Source organism: Streptococcus mitis bv. 2 str. SK95, from assembly GCF_000222705.1.
GTDB classification, from domain to species: Bacteria; Bacillota; Bacilli; order Lactobacillales; family Streptococcaceae; genus Streptococcus; species Streptococcus mitis_AY.
The window spans coordinates 43,264-58,085 of the sequence record NZ_AFUB01000057.1; the positions used below are offsets into that span (position 1 = coordinate 43,264).

Genomic DNA, 14,822 nt, shown 5'->3' on the forward strand with positions numbered 1-14,822 from the left:
AATAAGTAGATGTTTTTTTTGGATAATCCTAAAAGAATGGATATATTTCAGTATCGTAAAGAACAAAATAGGAGAAGAACATGGCTAAATCAAACTTTGAAAAAGTAGAATCAGTTGTTGGCTGGGTTCGTGATAAGAAAATCACAGGTTACCGTATCTCTAAGGAAACAAATGCACGTGAAATGTCAATTATTGCTTTGGCACAAGGTCGTGCAAAAGTGAAAAATATTTCATTTGAAACAGCCCTAGGCTTGATTGATTTTTATGACAAGAATCATGAAAAATTTGAAGATTAAATTAGGCTTACAGGCAGATTCTTAAAATGGATCTGCCTTTTGTTTTGAAAAGAGTTAGTAAAAAGACTGCATATTTTATGCAGCCTTTGTTTGTTATTTGAGATAGCGCTGAAGAAATTCTCGTGTCCGTTCTTCTTTAGGGTTCGTGAAGAGGTCTTCTGGCTTGCCTTCTTCGGCAATGACACCCTTATCCATAAAGATGACACGGTGTGAGACATCGCGGGCGAACTCCATTTCGTGGGTGACGACGATCATAGTCAGACCTTCTTGAGCCAGGTCTTGCATGATTTTAAGGACTTCTCCGACCATTTCTGGGTCAAGGGCAGATGTTGGTTCGTCGAAGAGGATGGCGTCAGGATTCATGGAGAGGGCGCGTGCGATGGCCACACGTTGCTTCTGGCCACCAGAGAGTTGTTTTGGTTTGGCTTGCCAATAGCGTTCTCCCATGCCAACTTTTTCAAGATTTTCTTTGGCAATTTTTTCAGCTTCAGAGCGTTCTCGTTTAAGGACAGTCGTTTGGGCGACGATCGTATTTTCGAGAACATCGAGATTTTCAAAGAGATTGAAGGATTGAAAAACCATTCCGAGCTTTTCACGATAGTGAGTAAGGTCATAGCCTTTTGCAAGGACGTTTTGTCCGCGGTAGAGAATTTCCCCCTCAGTAGGTGTTTCAAGTAGATTGATAGAACGTAGGAAGGTTGATTTTCCGCTTCCTGAGCTGCCGATGATGGAGATAACCTCTCCTTTGTGGACTGATAGAGACATGTCTTTTAAGACTTCGTTTTGTCCATAGGATTTTTTGAGGTGTTTAATTTCAAGAATGGGTTGATTCATTATTTCAAGTCCTCCGTTTGCATTTGATTAGCACCTGTAGTGTAGGTATCCATGTCCATGCGTCTTTCGATGAAGCGCAAGATACGGGTCACTGTGAAAGTGAGGACAAAGTAAATCACGGCGATGATTGTAAATGTCTGGAAGTATTGATAAGTTTGGGTGGCCACAGTATTACCAGAGAAGTAGAGTTCCACCACAGAGATAACATTCAGTACAGAGGTATCTTTGATATTGATGACAAACTCATTACCAGTAGCAGGTAAGATATTGCGAACGACCTGAGGGAGGACAACCTTGCGCATGGTTTGATTATGGGTCATACCAAGAGCAGTTGCGGCTTCAAATTGTCCCTTGTCGACTGCTAGGATACCTCCACGGACGATTTCTGTCATGTAGGCACCCGTGTTGATTGAGACGATAAAGATAGCAGCCAGTGTACGGTCAAGGTTGATTCCGAAGGCTTGTGCTGTACCGTAGTAGATAACCATCGATTGAACAATCATTGGCGTACCACGGAAAATTTCAATATAGACATTGAGGATCCAGCCAAGTAGTTTTTGCAAGCTATAGATTGTCTTGTTTTCAGACAGAGGGGCTGTACGGAAGACTCCGATTGCAAGCCCGATAATAAGCCCTGCTATGGTCCCGATAATGGAGATCAAGAGTGTGATACCGGCACCACGCAGGAGTTGTTGCCAGTTTTCAGAAAGAATCTTAGCGACTTGACTAAAGAAGCTGCTTTCTTCCTCCGTTGTTGTCGCCTCCACTGGTTGCTCTTTAATCATGCGATCCATGAGGGCTACTTGTTCGTCCTTAGAAATGGTTTCAATGCTGGCATTGATTTGACTGATGCGACTATCGTCCTTGCGAAGACCAATGGCAATAGCGGTGTCTTCTTCGCCAGTTTTGAAACCTGGTTGGGGTTGAATCATTTTGAACTTAGCGTTGGCAGATTCAGCGGTCATTGCTTCAGGTCGTTCAGAAACATAGGCATCAATAACACCAGCCTCTAGAGCTTGACGCATTTGGGCAAAGTCTCCCATAGCTGTTTCTTTTTTGGCACCTAGAATTTGAGAAATCAGGTCATAAAGGTAAACACCCTGTTGAGAAGTGATTTTTGCCCCGCTAAAGTCGTTTAAAGATTTGGCGTTGGCATAGGCAGAGTCCTTTTTGACCAATAGAACAGGTTCACTAGTATAGTAACTGCTTGAAAAGGCAATTTCTTGTTTACGTTCAGCCGTTGGGCTCATACCTGCAATGATCATATCGATTTTGCCAGAAGTAAGAGCAGGAACAAGTCCTTCCCACTTGGTTTTAACGACCAAAGGTTCCTTACCTAGATCTTTGGCAATCTTTTTAGCGATTTGGACATCGTAGCCATTGGCATATTGGTTGGTACCGTCAATTTTAACAGCACCGTTACTATCATCGTCTTGGGTCCAGTTGAAGGGGGCGTAAGCTGCCTCCATCCCGATGCGTAAATATTCGTCGGCTTGGACTTGGCTAACTAGTCCTAAGGTAAGGGCTAGGCTAGCAAGGATAGATAAGCATAATTTTTTCATGTTTTCTCCTATTTCTAGTCTAAAAATGACTTCTCTCTATTGTATCTAAAAATAGTGAGATTTTCAATACAAGTAAGCCTTTACTTTTAAAAAATGATATAATGATAGCGAAGATAAAAAGGGGGGCTTGTGTTGTGAAAAAGACTTTTTTCGTGCTTTTATTTAGCTTGTTTTGTATTTTACCACTCTCTGTTTTTGCGGTTGATTTCAAGATTCGCTCTTATCAAGGCGATTTGTATATTCATGCAGATAATACAGCAGAATTCAGGGAGAAAGTAGTCTATCATTTTGATGAGGATTTTAATGGACAACTAGTAGGACTTGGCCGTTCTGGTAAGATGCCAAAGGGCTTTGAAATAGATTCCAGTCCAAAGGTTCAGGTATGGAAAAATGCTAGTGCCATTGAGAATGTCAATAGTGAAGTGATAGAAGAATCGGAAGGTTATACTGTAAAAGTGTATAATCCAGGCCAAGAAGGGGATACCGTTGAAGTGGTAATCACATGGCAATTAAAAAATCTCCTATTTCTATATGATGATATCGCGGAACTTAATTGGCAACCTCTGACGGATAGTTCAGAACCTATCGAAAATTTTGAGTTTCGAGTAACGGGCTTTAATGGAGCAGAAAAACTTTTCTTTCATACAGGGAAACTCTTTACAGAGGGCAAGGTAGAGAAGATAGATAGTGTTTATCGTGTTCATTTACAGAACCTACCTCGTCAGCGTGGGGTTGAATTGCATGCCTATTGGCCTAGAAAAGATTTTGAAACAGCTTTGGATCAGGGACTGAAAGGCAATCGTTTAGCAGAATTTGAAAAAATAGAGGAATCCATCACTGCTGAAAAAGCTCAAAGTAAAGCTCTGGCTATGTGGATCATCCCTTTACTGCTCTCGATTTCTTTAGTCTTAAGTGCCATTTTCTACCACATTTACAGAAGAAAAACCTTCCCATCGAAGAAATATGCCAAAAATCACCGTCTCTATGAACCGCCAATGGACTTAGAACCGATGGTTTTATCGGAAGCTGTTTACTCTACTTCTTTAGAGGAAGTCAGCCCCTTGACCAAGGGAGGAGGGAAGTTCACCTTTGACCAACTCGTTCAGGCCACTTTATTGGATGTGATTGACCGTGGAAATGTTTCAATCATCTCAAATGGAGATGAGGTCCGTCTAAAAGTCGTAAAAGAAAAAGGATTGGCAAGTTTTGAAAAAGATTGCCTTAATTTGGCCTTTTCAGGAAGAGAAGAAGTGCTTGTTTCAGATTTGTTTGCAGATTACCAAGTGTCAACTAGTCTTTACCAAGGTGCCAAAGCAGCTGATGAAAAAAGGATTCAGAAAACAGGACGTAAGCTTAAGTCTTCTTTCGAGCAAGCTCTGAAGCAGATGCAGGATGGGGTGAGAAAGCGGGTTTCCTCTTTGCAACTTCCAGATTATTATCGTCCACTGAGTAATGGGGAAAAAATCCTGCGATTGACGATAGGTGTCTCTACGCTTCTACCTGCTTTCGTTGGTTTTGGCTGGTTCTTGTATAGTTTGGATGCTCACGGGTACCTTTCTCTGCCACTTCCTATCCTTGGGTTTGTGAGCTTGATGTTAGCTGCCGTCTATTATTGGACGACCCGATTTGATACTCGTGATGGTGTTTTAAACGAAGAAGGACTAGAAGCATACTATCTCTGGACTAGTTTTGAAAACATGCTTCGCGATATCGCCCATCTAGACAAGGCCGAATTAGAGAGTATTGTTCTTTGGAATCGCCTCCTTGTCTATGCTACTTTATTTGGTTATGCGGACAAGGTGAGTCATTTGATGAAATCTTATCAGATTCAAGTTGAGAACCCAGATATCAATCTTTACGTAGCTTATGGCTGGCACAGTATGTTTTATCATTCAACTGCTCAAATGAGTCACTATGCTAGTATTGCAAACACAGCAAGTACCTACTCCGTCTCTTCTGGAAGTGGAAGTTCTGGCGGAGGATTCTCAGGAGGCGGAGGCGGTGGTAGTATCGGAGCCTTCTAGAAAAAATCTATCGCAACATCCGAAATTATGCTATAATAGAGGACAGAAAAAGGAGTAATGTATGTATTTTATTGAAATTTTGAAGTCAATCTTTTTTGGGATTGTTGAAGGAATTACAGAATGGTTGCCTATATCAAGTACTGGCCACTTGATCCTGGTTGAAGAATTTGTCCAATACAAGGACCAGAATGAAGCCTTCATGTCTATGTTTAATGTTGTCATTCAGCTGGGAGCTATTTTAGCAGTTATGGTGATTTACTTTAACAAGCTTAATCCTTTCAAACCTGGTAAAACTAAGGTAGAAGTTCGTAGAACTTGGCAATTGTGGTCAAAAGTTCTCGTTGCAACCTTGCCTTTACTATTGGTTTTTAAACTAGATGATTGGTTTGATGCCAACTTCCATAACATGGTTTCGGTTGCCATTATGTTGATTATCTATGGTGTTGCCTTTATCTATCTTGAAAAAAGAAATAAGGCCCAAGCTATTGAGCCAACAGTAACTGATTTAGACAAGTTGCCTTATAAAACAGCCCTTTACATTGGACTCTTCCAAGTCCTCGCCCTCTTTCCAGGAACGAGCCGTTCAGGTGCTACTATCGTCGGTGGTTTGTTGAATGGAACAAGCCGCTCTGTTGTAACGGAGTTTACCTTCTATCTCGGAATTCCTGTTATGTTCGGAGCTAGTGCTTTAAAGATTTTCAAATTTATTAAGGCAGGTCAGCTCTTGAGTTTTGGGCAATTATTCCTGCTCTTGGTTGCTATGGGAGTAGCCTTTGCGGTCAGCATGGTTGCTATTCGTTTCTTGACCAGCTATGTGAAGAAGCACGACTTTACACTATTTGGGAAATACCGTATCGTACTCGGTAGTGTCTTGTTGCTCTATAGTTTTGTGCGTTTATTTGTATAAGAAAAAAGCTTGAAGGGAGATTCCTTCAAGCTTTTTAAAATCCTGTCACTGTAATTCCTAGTAGACGAATGCCTTTCTCTTTTTCAGCTAGTTCTTCGTAGAGTTGAAGGGCAATTTGAGAAATCAGACTAGCGTCCTGTGTAGCTTGCGGGAGGCTTTTCCGCCTAGTTAGAGTGGAGAAGTCAGCGTAACGAATCTTTAGGATGATGATTTTTCCAGCTTTGTCTTGCTTACTGAGATTGAGAGCTACCTTTTCCGAGAGAAGAGTCAGCTCTTTTTTGATGTCTTCTTCATCCCGAAGAATCTTCCCATAGGTTTTCTCCTTGCCAATGGACTTACGAATGCGATTGGACTTGACTGGAGAATTGTGAATACCACGAGCCTTTCGATAAAGATCATAACCAAGCCTGCCAAAGCGATCGATTAAAGTAACTTCTGAGACGTCCAATAAGTCTGCACCAGTATAAATGCCCATTTCATGAAGCTTTTCTACTGTTTTCTTACCTACACCATGAAATTTGGCAATATCCATTTGTTTGAGAAATTCTTGGGCTTGGTCAGGGAGGATGACTGTCAAACCATGTGGTTTTTGGTAATCGCTGGCCATTTTAGCTAAAAATTTATTGTAAGAAACGCCAGCAGAAGCAGTCAAGTGCAGTTCTTGCCAGATATCTTGTTGAATCAATCGGGCAATTTTAACAGCTGACTTGATACCGAGTTTATTTTCTGTTACATCCAAGTAGGCTTCGTCAATACTCATAGGTTCAATCAAATCAGTATAACGTTTAAAAATAGCTCGAATCTGAAGTCCCACAGTTTTGTATTTTTCATAATTTCCGGAGATAAAGATGGCTTGAGGACAACGCTCATAAGCTTCTTTAGAACTCATGGCAGAGTGAATGCCAAAGGCTCGCGCCTCGTAGCTACAAGTAGACACAACTCCCCGTCCGCCAGTTTGTCTGGGGTCGCTCCCAATGATGACAGGTTTTCCTTTTAACTTAGGATTGTCTCTTATTTCCACCGCAGCAAAAAAGGCATCCATGTCGATATGGATGATTTTTCTGGACAAATCGTTAATCAATGGAAATATGAGCATTTTGCTTCCTTTCTAATGTCATTTTTTATTCATTATACCTTTTTTTCTGAAAAAATGGAAAAGAGTACTTACTCTTTCAAATATATAACACAGATTGCGCCGAAAAACAGACTGTATTAGAAAAGAAAGTGATAAAAAAGCCTTCTTTCGCTTGTTGAAATCGGTTACTGTATGGTATACTGATCTCATGAATGTAACAGATGACTGTTGCTAGAAAGAAAAATGAGGACATTAACATGGTTGTTAAGACAGTTGTTGAAGCACAAGACATTTTTGACAAAGCTTGGGAAGGCTTCAAAGGCGTAGATTGGAAAGAAAAGGCAAGCGTTTCTCGCTTCGTTCAAGCTAACTACACACCTTACGATGGAGATGAAAGCTTCCTTGCTGGACCAACAGAACGTTCACTTCACATCAAAAAGATTGTAGAAGAAACTAAGGCTCACTACGAAGAAACTCGTTTCCCAATGGACACTCGTCCAACATCTATTGCTGATATTCCTGCTGGATTTATCGACAAAGAAAACGAAGTTATCTTCGGTATCCAAAACGATGAACTCTTCAAATTGAACTTCATGCCAAAAGGTGGTATCCGTATGGCTGAAACGACTTTGAAAGAAAATGGATACGAACCAGACCCAGCTGTTCACGAAATCTTTACTAAATACGTAACAACAGTTAACGACGGTATCTTCCGTGCCTACACTTCAAACATCCGTCGCGCTCGTCACGCTCACACTGTAACTGGTCTTCCAGATGCCTACTCACGTGGACGTATTATCGGTGTTTACGCACGTCTTGCTCTTTACGGGGCAGACTATTTGATGCAAGAAAAAGTAAACGACTGGAATGCAATCAAAGAAATTGATGAAGAAACAATCCGTCTTCGTGAAGAAGTAAACCTTCAATACCAAGCATTGCAACAAGTTGTTCGCTTGGGTGATCTTTACGGAGTTGATGTTCGTAAACCAGCGATGAACGTTAAAGAAGCGATCCAATGGGTTAACATCGCCTTCATGGCTGTCTGCCGTGTTATCAACGGTGCTGCTACATCTCTCGGACGTGTGCCAATCGTATTGGACATCTTTGCAGAACGTGACCTTGCTCGTGGTACATTTACTGAATCAGAAATCCAAGAATTCGTTGATGATTTCGTTATGAAACTTCGTACAGTTAAATTTGCTCGTACAAAAGCTTATGACCAATTGTACTCAGGTGACCCAACTTTCATCACAACTTCTATGGCTGGTATGGGTAACGACGGTCGTCACCGTGTTACTAAGATGGACTACCGTTTCTTGAACACTCTTGACAACATCGGTAACTCTCCAGAGCCAAACTTGACAGTTCTTTGGACTGATAAATTGCCATACAACTTCCGTCGCTACTGTATGCATATGAGCCACAAACACTCTTCAATCCAATACGAAGGTGTAACAACAATGGCTAAAGACGGATACGGAGAAATGAGCTGTATCTCATGTTGTGTGTCACCACTTGACCCAGAAAACGAAGAACAACGCCACAACATCCAGTACTTCGGTGCTCGTGTAAACGTTCTTAAAGCTCTTCTTACTGGATTGAACGGCGGTTACGACGATGTTCATAAAGACTACAAAGTATTTGACATCGATCCTATCCGTGACGAAGTTCTTGAATTCGAATCAGTTAAAGCGAACTTTGAAAAATCTCTTGACTGGTTGACTGACACTTACGTAGATGCTTTGAACATCATCCACTACATGACTGACAAGTACAACTACGAAGCTGTTCAAATGGCATTCTTGCCAACTAAACAACGTGCCAACATGGGATTCGGTATCTGTGGATTTGCAAACACTGTTGATACATTGTCAGCGATCAAGTACGCTACAGTTAAACCAATCCGTGACGAAAATGGATACATCTACGATTACGAAACAATCGGTGAATACCCACGTTGGGGTGAAGATGACCCACGTTCAAACGAATTAGCAGAATGGTTGATCGAAGCTTACACAACTCGTCTACGTAGCCACAAACTATACAAAGACGCAGAAGCTACAGTATCACTTTTGACCATCACATCTAACGTTGCTTACTCTAAACAAACTGGTAACTCACCAGTCCACAAGGGTGTATACCTCAACGAAGATGGTTCTGTGAACTTGTCTAAACTTGAATTCTTCTCACCAGGTGCTAACCCATCTAACAAAGCTAAAGGTGGATGGTTGCAAAACTTGAATTCACTTGCTAGCCTTGACTTCAGTTACGCAGCTGATGGTATCTCATTGACTACTCAAGTATCACCTCGTGCTCTTGGTAAGACTCGTGACGAACAAGTTGATAACTTGGTAACAATCCTTGATGGTTACTTCGAAAACGGTGGACAACACGTTAACTTGAACGTTATGGACTTGAACGATGTTTACGAAAAGATCATGTCAGGTGAAGATGTTATCGTTCGTATCTCTGGATACTGTGTAAACACTAAATACCTCACTCCAGAACAAAAAACTGAATTGACACAACGTGTCTTCCACGAAGTTCTTTCAATGGATGACGCATTGAGCTAAGATTCAATTAGAATAGAAAGAAAGCTAGTCTATAGGACTGGCTTTTTTTGTGCACTTACATTATCTATTCAAGACTTCAAAAATTTTTTAAAAAATAGTCAAATTTAGTCAAAAAAGTGTTGACTTTTACTGACCAATGTGATATAGTAGAAACATAAGGAAAATGAATTCCTTAGAAAACTACATTTCCAATGATTCTATTTCTTGAAAATGTACGATAGATACCCTAGAAAGGGGTGAGGCCTATGTTAAATCTAACAGATTTTGAAAAGAAGATGATAGAAGGCTTATTTAAAAAGAAAAACCAGAAATTATACGTAGAGTAGCGAGTTAGCTAGTCTAAAATTTTTAAAACAAAGGTCAAAGATAGTCAATATCAGAGATCGTAAATAATTAACAATAAACGAGGTAAAGAATATGAATAACAACTTTAATAACTTTAACAACATGGATGATTTGTTTAACCAATTGATGGGTGGTATGCGAGGATACAGTTCTGAAAACCGTCGCTACTTGATTAATGGACGCGAAGTGACACCTGAGGAATTTGCTCACTATCGTGCAACTGGTCAATTACCAGGAAATGCAGAATCTGATGCACAAATGCAACAACACGCTTCAGGTATGAAACAAGACGGTGTCCTTGCTAAACTAGGTCGTAACTTGACAGCGGAAGCTCGTGAGGGCAAGTTGGATCCTGTTATCGGACGAAACAAGGAAATTCAAGAAACATCTGAAATCCTTTCACGTCGTACGAAAAATAATCCTGTTCTGGTCGGAGATGCAGGTGTTGGTAAGACCGCAGTTGTCGAAGGCTTGGCACAAGCTATTGTGAATGGAGATGTTCCAGCCGCTATTAAGAACAAGGAAATCATTTCCATTGATATCTCAGGTCTTGAGGCTGGTACTCAATACCGTGGTAGCTTTGAAGAAAATGTGCAAAATCTAGTCAACGAAGTAAAAGAAGCAGGAAATATTATCCTCTTCTTTGATGAAATTCACCAAATTCTCGGTGCTGGTAGCACTGGTGGAGACAGTGGTTCTAAGGGACTTGCGGACATTCTCAAGCCAGCCCTCTCTCGTGGTGAGTTGACCGTTATTGGGGCAACAACTCAGGACGAATACCGTAATACTATCTTGAAGAATGCAGCTCTTGCTCGTCGTTTCAACGAAGTTAAGGTCAATGCTCCTTCAGCTGAGGATACCTTTAAAATCCTTCAAGGAATTCGTGACCTCTATCAACAACACCACAATGTTATCTTGCCAGATGAAGTCTTGAAGGCAGCAGTGGATTACTCAATCCAATATATTCCTCAACGTAGCTTGCCTGATAAGGCTATCGACCTTGTCGATGTAACGGCGGCTCACTTGGCAGCTCAACATCCAGTAACAGATGTTCATGCTGTTGAACGTGAAATTGAGGCAGAAAAAGACAAGCAAGAAAAAGCGGTTGAGGCAGAGGACTTTGAAGCAGCTCTCAATGCTAAGACACGCATTGCAGAATTAGAGAAAAAAGTTGAAAACCACACAGAAGATATGAAAGTGACTGCCACTGTCAATGATGTGGCCGAATCTGTAGAACGAATGACGGGTATCCCAGTATCACAAATGGGAGCGTCAGACATCGAACGTTTGAAAGATATGGCCCATCGCTTGGAACACAAGGTTATCGGCCAAGATAAGGCAGTAGAAGCAGTGGCTCGTGCTATCCGCCGTAACCGTGCTGGTTTTGATGAAGGCAATCGCCCAATCGGTAGCTTCCTCTTCGTAGGTCCAACTGGGGTTGGTAAGACAGAACTTGCTAAACAATTGGCACTGGATATGTTTGGAACTAAGGATGCGATTATCCGTTTGGATATGTCTGAATACAGTGACCGCACAGCTGTATCTAAGCTGATCGGTACAACAGCAGGTTATGTGGGTTATGATGACAATAGCAATACCTTGACAGAACGTGTTCGTCGCAATCCTTACTCTATCATTCTTTTGGACGAGATTGAAAAGGCTGATCCTCAAGTAATTACCCTTCTCCTCCAAGTCCTAGATGATGGTCGTTTGACTGATGGTCAAGGAAATACCGTTAACTTTAAAAACACTGTCATTATCGCAACATCAAATGCTGGATTTGGCTATGAAGCCAACTTGACAGAAGATGCGGATAAACCAGAATTGATGGATCGTTTGAAACCATTCTTCCGTCCAGAGTTCCTTAACCGCTTTAATGCAGTTATCGAGTTCTCCCACTTGAATAAGGAAGATCTTTCTAAGATTGTGGACTTGATGTTGGCTGAAGTCAATCAAACCTTGGCTAAGAAAGACATTGATTTGGAAGTCAGCCAAGCAGCTAAGGACTTTATCACAGAAGAAGGCTATGACGAAGTCATGGGTGTTCGTCCACTCCGCCGTGTGGTTGAACAACAAATCCGTGATAAGGTGACGGACTTCCACTTGGATCATCTAGATGCTAAACATCTGGAAGCGGATATGGAAGATGGTGTCTTGGTCATTCGTGAAAAAGCCTAACTCGCGATTTTGAGAATAAAAAAAGGAACTAGCTAAAAGCTGGTTCCTTTTTTGTTTAGATGACATGACGCTCAAAGGCATCATCTGAGATTCCTTGTTCCAGAATGAGTTTCGCCCATTCTTTAGCAGAAAAGAGGCTGTGATCCTTGTAGTTTCCGCAAGATTCAATGGTTGTTCCAGGGACATCTTCCCAAGTAGTGGTTTCAGCGATTTCCTTGAGCGAATCCTTGATAACAGCCGCGATTTCAGCACTGGTATGGTGACCCCACATAATCATGTGAAAACCTGTACGGCAACCGAAGGGTGAGCAGTCAATCATGCCATCAATGCGGGTACGGATGAGTTTGGCCAAGAGGTGCTCGATAGTGTGAAGGCCAGCGGATGGGATAGAGTCTTCATTTGGTTGCACCAAGCGAATATCAAAGTTGGAGATGACATCTCCCTTTGGCCCTGTTTCTTCCCCAATCAAGCGGACATAGGGTGCTTTGACAATGGTGTGGTCAAGTTCAAAACTTTCAACAATAACTTCTTTTGACATGGTAGTTCCTTTCCGTTTTCTTCTTTCATTATATCATAAAGACTGCTCTTGATGAGGTTTGATAAATGACTTTTTGAGACTAGCATTATAACAAAGTCTCCATACAAAACTCGCAGAATTATAAAGAAAAACTGAGTTCTTTCTAATGAAGCTAGAGCGACTTTTGAAAGGTGGAGTTAACTTTTAGAATTTTTGCTTGATTTCTGAACTAATTCTGAACTAGATTGGATATACTGTAGAAAATAAAGATAAAGGAGTTCAGTATGGAACATATGGTGAAAATAGAAGGCGTTTGCAAAAAGCATGGCAGTAAGCAGATTTTAGAAGATATTTCTTTTACAGCTAGAAGCGGGCGGATTACAGCTTTTCTGGGCCCGAATGGTGCAGGGAAAAGTTCGACCTTGAGGATTCTCTTGGGGTTAGATCGGGCGACAGCAGGAGCGGCGACTTTTGATGGGCAAACCTATCAGTCAATGATCTATCCGCTCAGAACGGTAGGTGCAGCCTTTGACGGCATTGGCGGTTTGCCAAATCGAAAGGTCTATGACCACTTGAGAATTATTGCGGCGAGTAATGCTATTCCCAAGTCTCGGGTTGATGAGGTTTTGGAGATGACTGGAATCGCTCATAAGAGGAAGGACCTCTTGTCAAGCCTGTCTCTGGGGGAGGGTCAGCGGTTGGGTTTGGCAGCAGCTTTGCTAGGTGATCCTCAGTTTCTTATATTAGATGAACCGACCAATGGACTGGATCCAAGTGGGATTAAGTGGTTTAGAAAGTTCATCCGTCAGCAGGCTGATTTAGGGAAAACGGTACTTCTATCATCCCACATCCTGTCAGAGGTGCAAATGGTGACAGATGATGTGGTCTTGATTCATCATGGGCGAATTATTGAGCAAGGACGATTGGAAGAGGTGCTGCAAGATTCAGACAGTCTAGAAGATCTCTTCTTTGATTTGACAGAGGAGGTTTAAGATGAAAGAAACGATGTCTTTATTGCATTCAGAATGGTTGAAAATCCGCTCAATCAAGGCTTTCAAAGTGAGTGTGTCCTTCATGCTGCTATTGGTGCCTGTCGTATCCTGGTTGGAGGGCCGACAGTATCTGTCTATCGGCTTGGATGCTACGCCTGAGACGGTTCCTAATCTGATAAATGCCATTGATCCGCTGGAATATCTGGGTCTCAACGGAGCCTCCATGGCAGGCATGGTTTTGGTCATTCTAGCTGGAATTTTGGGAGCTATGGAATTTCAGTCTCATAGCTTGAGAACTAGCCTCTTGACCTGTAATAACCGCCTGAAGCTGCTTGTGGGGAAACTCATGACCTTTGCTTGCTTTTCTCTTGCTACTAGCTTTTTATCAATTTGCTTTAGTTATATGGCCATGCACATGGCTTTAGGAAAGGAAGGGCTTGATCCGATTCTGCTCAATCAGGCAGCTTGGAGTCTGATTTTGTGGAAAACCTTATCTCTGACCTTATTGGGAATCCTTTCGTTTTTGTTAGGTTTATTGGCTCGGACCATGCTAGTTCCTCTGCTTTTTCTCGTACCCCAGATCTATAATCTGGGAAACTATCTGGCAGCTCACACGAGTTGGGGAGCTTATTTGCCCCAGCCAGCAGGAGAATTGTTTACTGCAACGCCAACTTCCCAATATGTCAACAATCCCTTGCAAGGGCTCTTGATACTTGGTGCATGGTTGCTAGTCATCGGCGGCATGGCCTCTCTGCGCTTTTTGAAGACGGATTTAGGAGGACGCTACTGATGATAAAAGCTTTGCTTAGAAGTGAATGGATTAAGTTTCGTTCTTACTATCTCGCTCTTGGTGCAGCCTTGGTAGCTCTAGTAGCTGTTCCATTTTTTCTGATGAATCTTGACTACAGTCAGACAGCAGTTGGCCAGGCAAAGGCTCTGAGTGAGGCTTTGCATGCTCTCTATCTGGCACAGCCTGTTGTCGTTATCTTCACTTCGCTCTATTTTGCGCAAGAGTTTGTCAAGTCAGGGATGCGAACGAATTTTTTAGCTGTATCAAATAGAAAAGTTTGGTTGGCTGGGAAAATCTTATTTTTGAGCTTGTTGCTCTTGGTTCTCTATAGTATCATTATAAGCAACTGTTTCTTTGTTATGTTGGCTCGGTTTGACCTAGATTTTAGCTGGTCCTTACTGGGGGAATTTCTCTATTACAGCTCTTTTGGTCTTCTCAGCAATCTTTTTCTGGCTCTTTTAGCTGCCGGCCTCGCTTTGCTATTTCAATCTTGGGTTGTGCCGGTGTCGGTGCTCTTTCCTCTCTTGATTGGTCTCAGTCGTTTATTGGCAACTTTCATCAAAGAAGCAAAATACCTGCCCGATCTGGCTACCCTAAATCTTTTTGAGTATGAAGGACTTCAGCATTCAATAGATCTATCAGGGCTGGGAACACAGCTGTTCTGGTTAGCTTTGGTTTGGAGCTCTGCTATATTCTTAACCTTGAAACGAGATGTTCGCTAGAGGTATG

Annotated in this window: 12 protein-coding genes; 8 read left to right on the top strand and 4 right to left on the bottom strand. The window is 41.8% G+C overall.

Annotation, left to right across the window (positions count from 1 at the left end; all coding sequences use genetic code 11):
• Positions 1–80 precede the first annotated feature (80 nt).
• Positions 81–296 carry a hypothetical protein gene (locus HMPREF9965_RS11290; protein ID WP_001130035.1) on the top strand — a complete coding sequence of 72 codons (216 nt, stop codon included), beginning with the start codon at positions 81–83 and terminating at the stop codon, positions 294–296.
• A 93-nt stretch (positions 297–389) separates the two neighbouring features.
• On the opposite strand, the gene HMPREF9965_RS11295 is transcribed toward HMPREF9965_RS11290, so the two are convergent.
• Entirely contained in the window at positions 390–1,130 is a 741-nt protein-coding gene (locus HMPREF9965_RS11295) for an amino acid ABC transporter ATP-binding protein (protein ID WP_001075500.1), read from the bottom strand.
• Positions 1,130–2,692, bottom strand: coding sequence for an ABC transporter substrate-binding protein/permease (locus HMPREF9965_RS11300; RefSeq protein ID WP_000732051.1), 1,563 nt, complete (start codon positions 2,690–2,692; stop codon positions 1,130–1,132). Before HMPREF9965_RS11300 ends, HMPREF9965_RS11295 begins: the two co-directional genes overlap by 1 nt.
• Before the next feature lie 134 nt (positions 2,693–2,826).
• On the opposite strand from HMPREF9965_RS11300, the gene HMPREF9965_RS11305 reads away from it, so the two are divergent.
• Both HMPREF9965_RS11305 and HMPREF9965_RS11310 read left to right on the top strand, forming a co-directional pair.
• On the top strand, positions 2,827–4,716 hold the full coding sequence (locus tag HMPREF9965_RS11305; protein WP_000750668.1) for a DUF2207 domain-containing protein: 1,890 nt from the start codon (positions 2,827–2,829) through the stop codon (positions 4,714–4,716).
• Positions 4,717–4,777: 61 nt separating this feature from the next.
• Positions 4,778–5,623: an undecaprenyl-diphosphate phosphatase gene (locus tag HMPREF9965_RS11310; protein ID WP_000273571.1), complete on the top strand. Its 846-nt coding sequence runs from the start codon at positions 4,778–4,780 to the stop codon at positions 5,621–5,623.
• A 34-nt stretch (positions 5,624–5,657) separates the two neighbouring features.
• On the opposite strand, the gene dinB is transcribed toward HMPREF9965_RS11310, so the two are convergent.
• Positions 5,658–6,719 (bottom strand): DNA polymerase IV, encoded by a 1,062-nt coding sequence (dinB, locus tag HMPREF9965_RS11315; RefSeq protein WP_000904539.1) that lies wholly within the window; start codon positions 6,717–6,719, stop codon positions 5,658–5,660.
• Positions 6,720–6,955: 236 nt separating this feature from the next.
• Between dinB and pflB the strand changes: the two genes are divergently transcribed.
• Both pflB and HMPREF9965_RS11325 read left to right on the top strand, forming a co-directional pair.
• Positions 6,956–9,271: a formate C-acetyltransferase gene (gene pflB, locus HMPREF9965_RS11320; protein ID WP_000260639.1), complete on the top strand. Its 2,316-nt coding sequence runs from the start codon at positions 6,956–6,958 to the stop codon at positions 9,269–9,271.
• A 417-nt stretch (positions 9,272–9,688) separates the two neighbouring features.
• Positions 9,689–11,794 (top strand): ATP-dependent Clp protease ATP-binding subunit, encoded by a 2,106-nt coding sequence (locus HMPREF9965_RS11325; RefSeq protein ID WP_001063361.1) that lies wholly within the window; start codon positions 9,689–9,691, stop codon positions 11,792–11,794.
• A 55-nt stretch (positions 11,795–11,849) separates the two neighbouring features.
• On the opposite strand, the gene HMPREF9965_RS11330 is transcribed toward HMPREF9965_RS11325, so the two are convergent.
• Complete coding sequence (locus HMPREF9965_RS11330) at positions 11,850–12,332, bottom strand: S-ribosylhomocysteine lyase (RefSeq protein WP_000032553.1); 483 nt, start codon at positions 12,330–12,332, stop codon at positions 11,850–11,852.
• Between the two features lie 263 nt (positions 12,333–12,595).
• On the opposite strand from HMPREF9965_RS11330, the gene HMPREF9965_RS11335 reads away from it, so the two are divergent.
• From HMPREF9965_RS11335 to HMPREF9965_RS11345, 3 genes are read left to right on the top strand one after another with little or no spacing between them, the layout of a single operon-like run.
• A complete protein-coding gene (locus tag HMPREF9965_RS11335) occupies positions 12,596–13,303 on the top strand; it encodes an ABC transporter ATP-binding protein (RefSeq protein ID WP_000400709.1) in 708 nt (235 codons plus the stop codon).
• A 1-nt stretch (position 13,304) separates the two neighbouring features.
• Positions 13,305–14,093 carry a lantibiotic ABC transporter permease gene (locus tag HMPREF9965_RS11340; protein ID WP_000665380.1) on the top strand — a complete coding sequence of 263 codons (789 nt, stop codon included), beginning with the start codon at positions 13,305–13,307 and terminating at the stop codon, positions 14,091–14,093.
• A complete protein-coding gene (locus tag HMPREF9965_RS11345; RefSeq protein WP_000588281.1) occupies positions 14,093–14,815 on the top strand; it encodes a hypothetical protein in 723 nt (240 codons plus the stop codon). The genes HMPREF9965_RS11340 and HMPREF9965_RS11345 overlap by 1 nt, the downstream gene beginning before the upstream one ends.
• The last annotated feature ends 7 nt before the right edge of the window (positions 14,816–14,822 follow it).

What these genes read in the sequence shown, in the direction of transcription:
- HMPREF9965_RS11290 (WP_001130035.1), top strand. Translation starts at nt 81, where the DNA reads ATGGCTAAATCAAACTTTGAAAAAGTAGAATCAGTTGTTGGCTGGGTT.
- HMPREF9965_RS11295 (WP_001075500.1), bottom strand. Translation starts at nt 1,130, where the DNA reads ATGAATCAACCCATTCTTGAAATTAAACACCTCAAAAAATCCTATGGA.
- HMPREF9965_RS11300 (WP_000732051.1), bottom strand. Translation starts at nt 2,692, where the DNA reads ATGAAAAAATTATGCTTATCTATCCTTGCTAGCCTAGCCCTTACCTTA.
- HMPREF9965_RS11310 (WP_000273571.1), top strand. Translation starts at nt 4,778, where the DNA reads ATGTATTTTATTGAAATTTTGAAGTCAATCTTTTTTGGGATTGTTGAA.
- dinB (WP_000904539.1), bottom strand. Translation starts at nt 6,719, where the DNA reads ATGCTCATATTTCCATTGATTAACGATTTGTCCAGAAAAATCATCCAT.
- pflB (WP_000260639.1), top strand. Translation starts at nt 6,956, where the DNA reads ATGGTTGTTAAGACAGTTGTTGAAGCACAAGACATTTTTGACAAAGCT.
- HMPREF9965_RS11325 (WP_001063361.1), top strand. Translation starts at nt 9,689, where the DNA reads ATGAATAACAACTTTAATAACTTTAACAACATGGATGATTTGTTTAAC.
- HMPREF9965_RS11330 (WP_000032553.1), bottom strand. Translation starts at nt 12,332, where the DNA reads ATGTCAAAAGAAGTTATTGTTGAAAGTTTTGAACTTGACCACACCATT.
- HMPREF9965_RS11335 (WP_000400709.1), top strand. Translation starts at nt 12,596, where the DNA reads ATGGAACATATGGTGAAAATAGAAGGCGTTTGCAAAAAGCATGGCAGT.
- HMPREF9965_RS11340 (WP_000665380.1), top strand. Translation starts at nt 13,305, where the DNA reads ATGAAAGAAACGATGTCTTTATTGCATTCAGAATGGTTGAAAATCCGC.
- HMPREF9965_RS11345 (WP_000588281.1), top strand. Translation starts at nt 14,093, where the DNA reads ATGATAAAAGCTTTGCTTAGAAGTGAATGGATTAAGTTTCGTTCTTAC.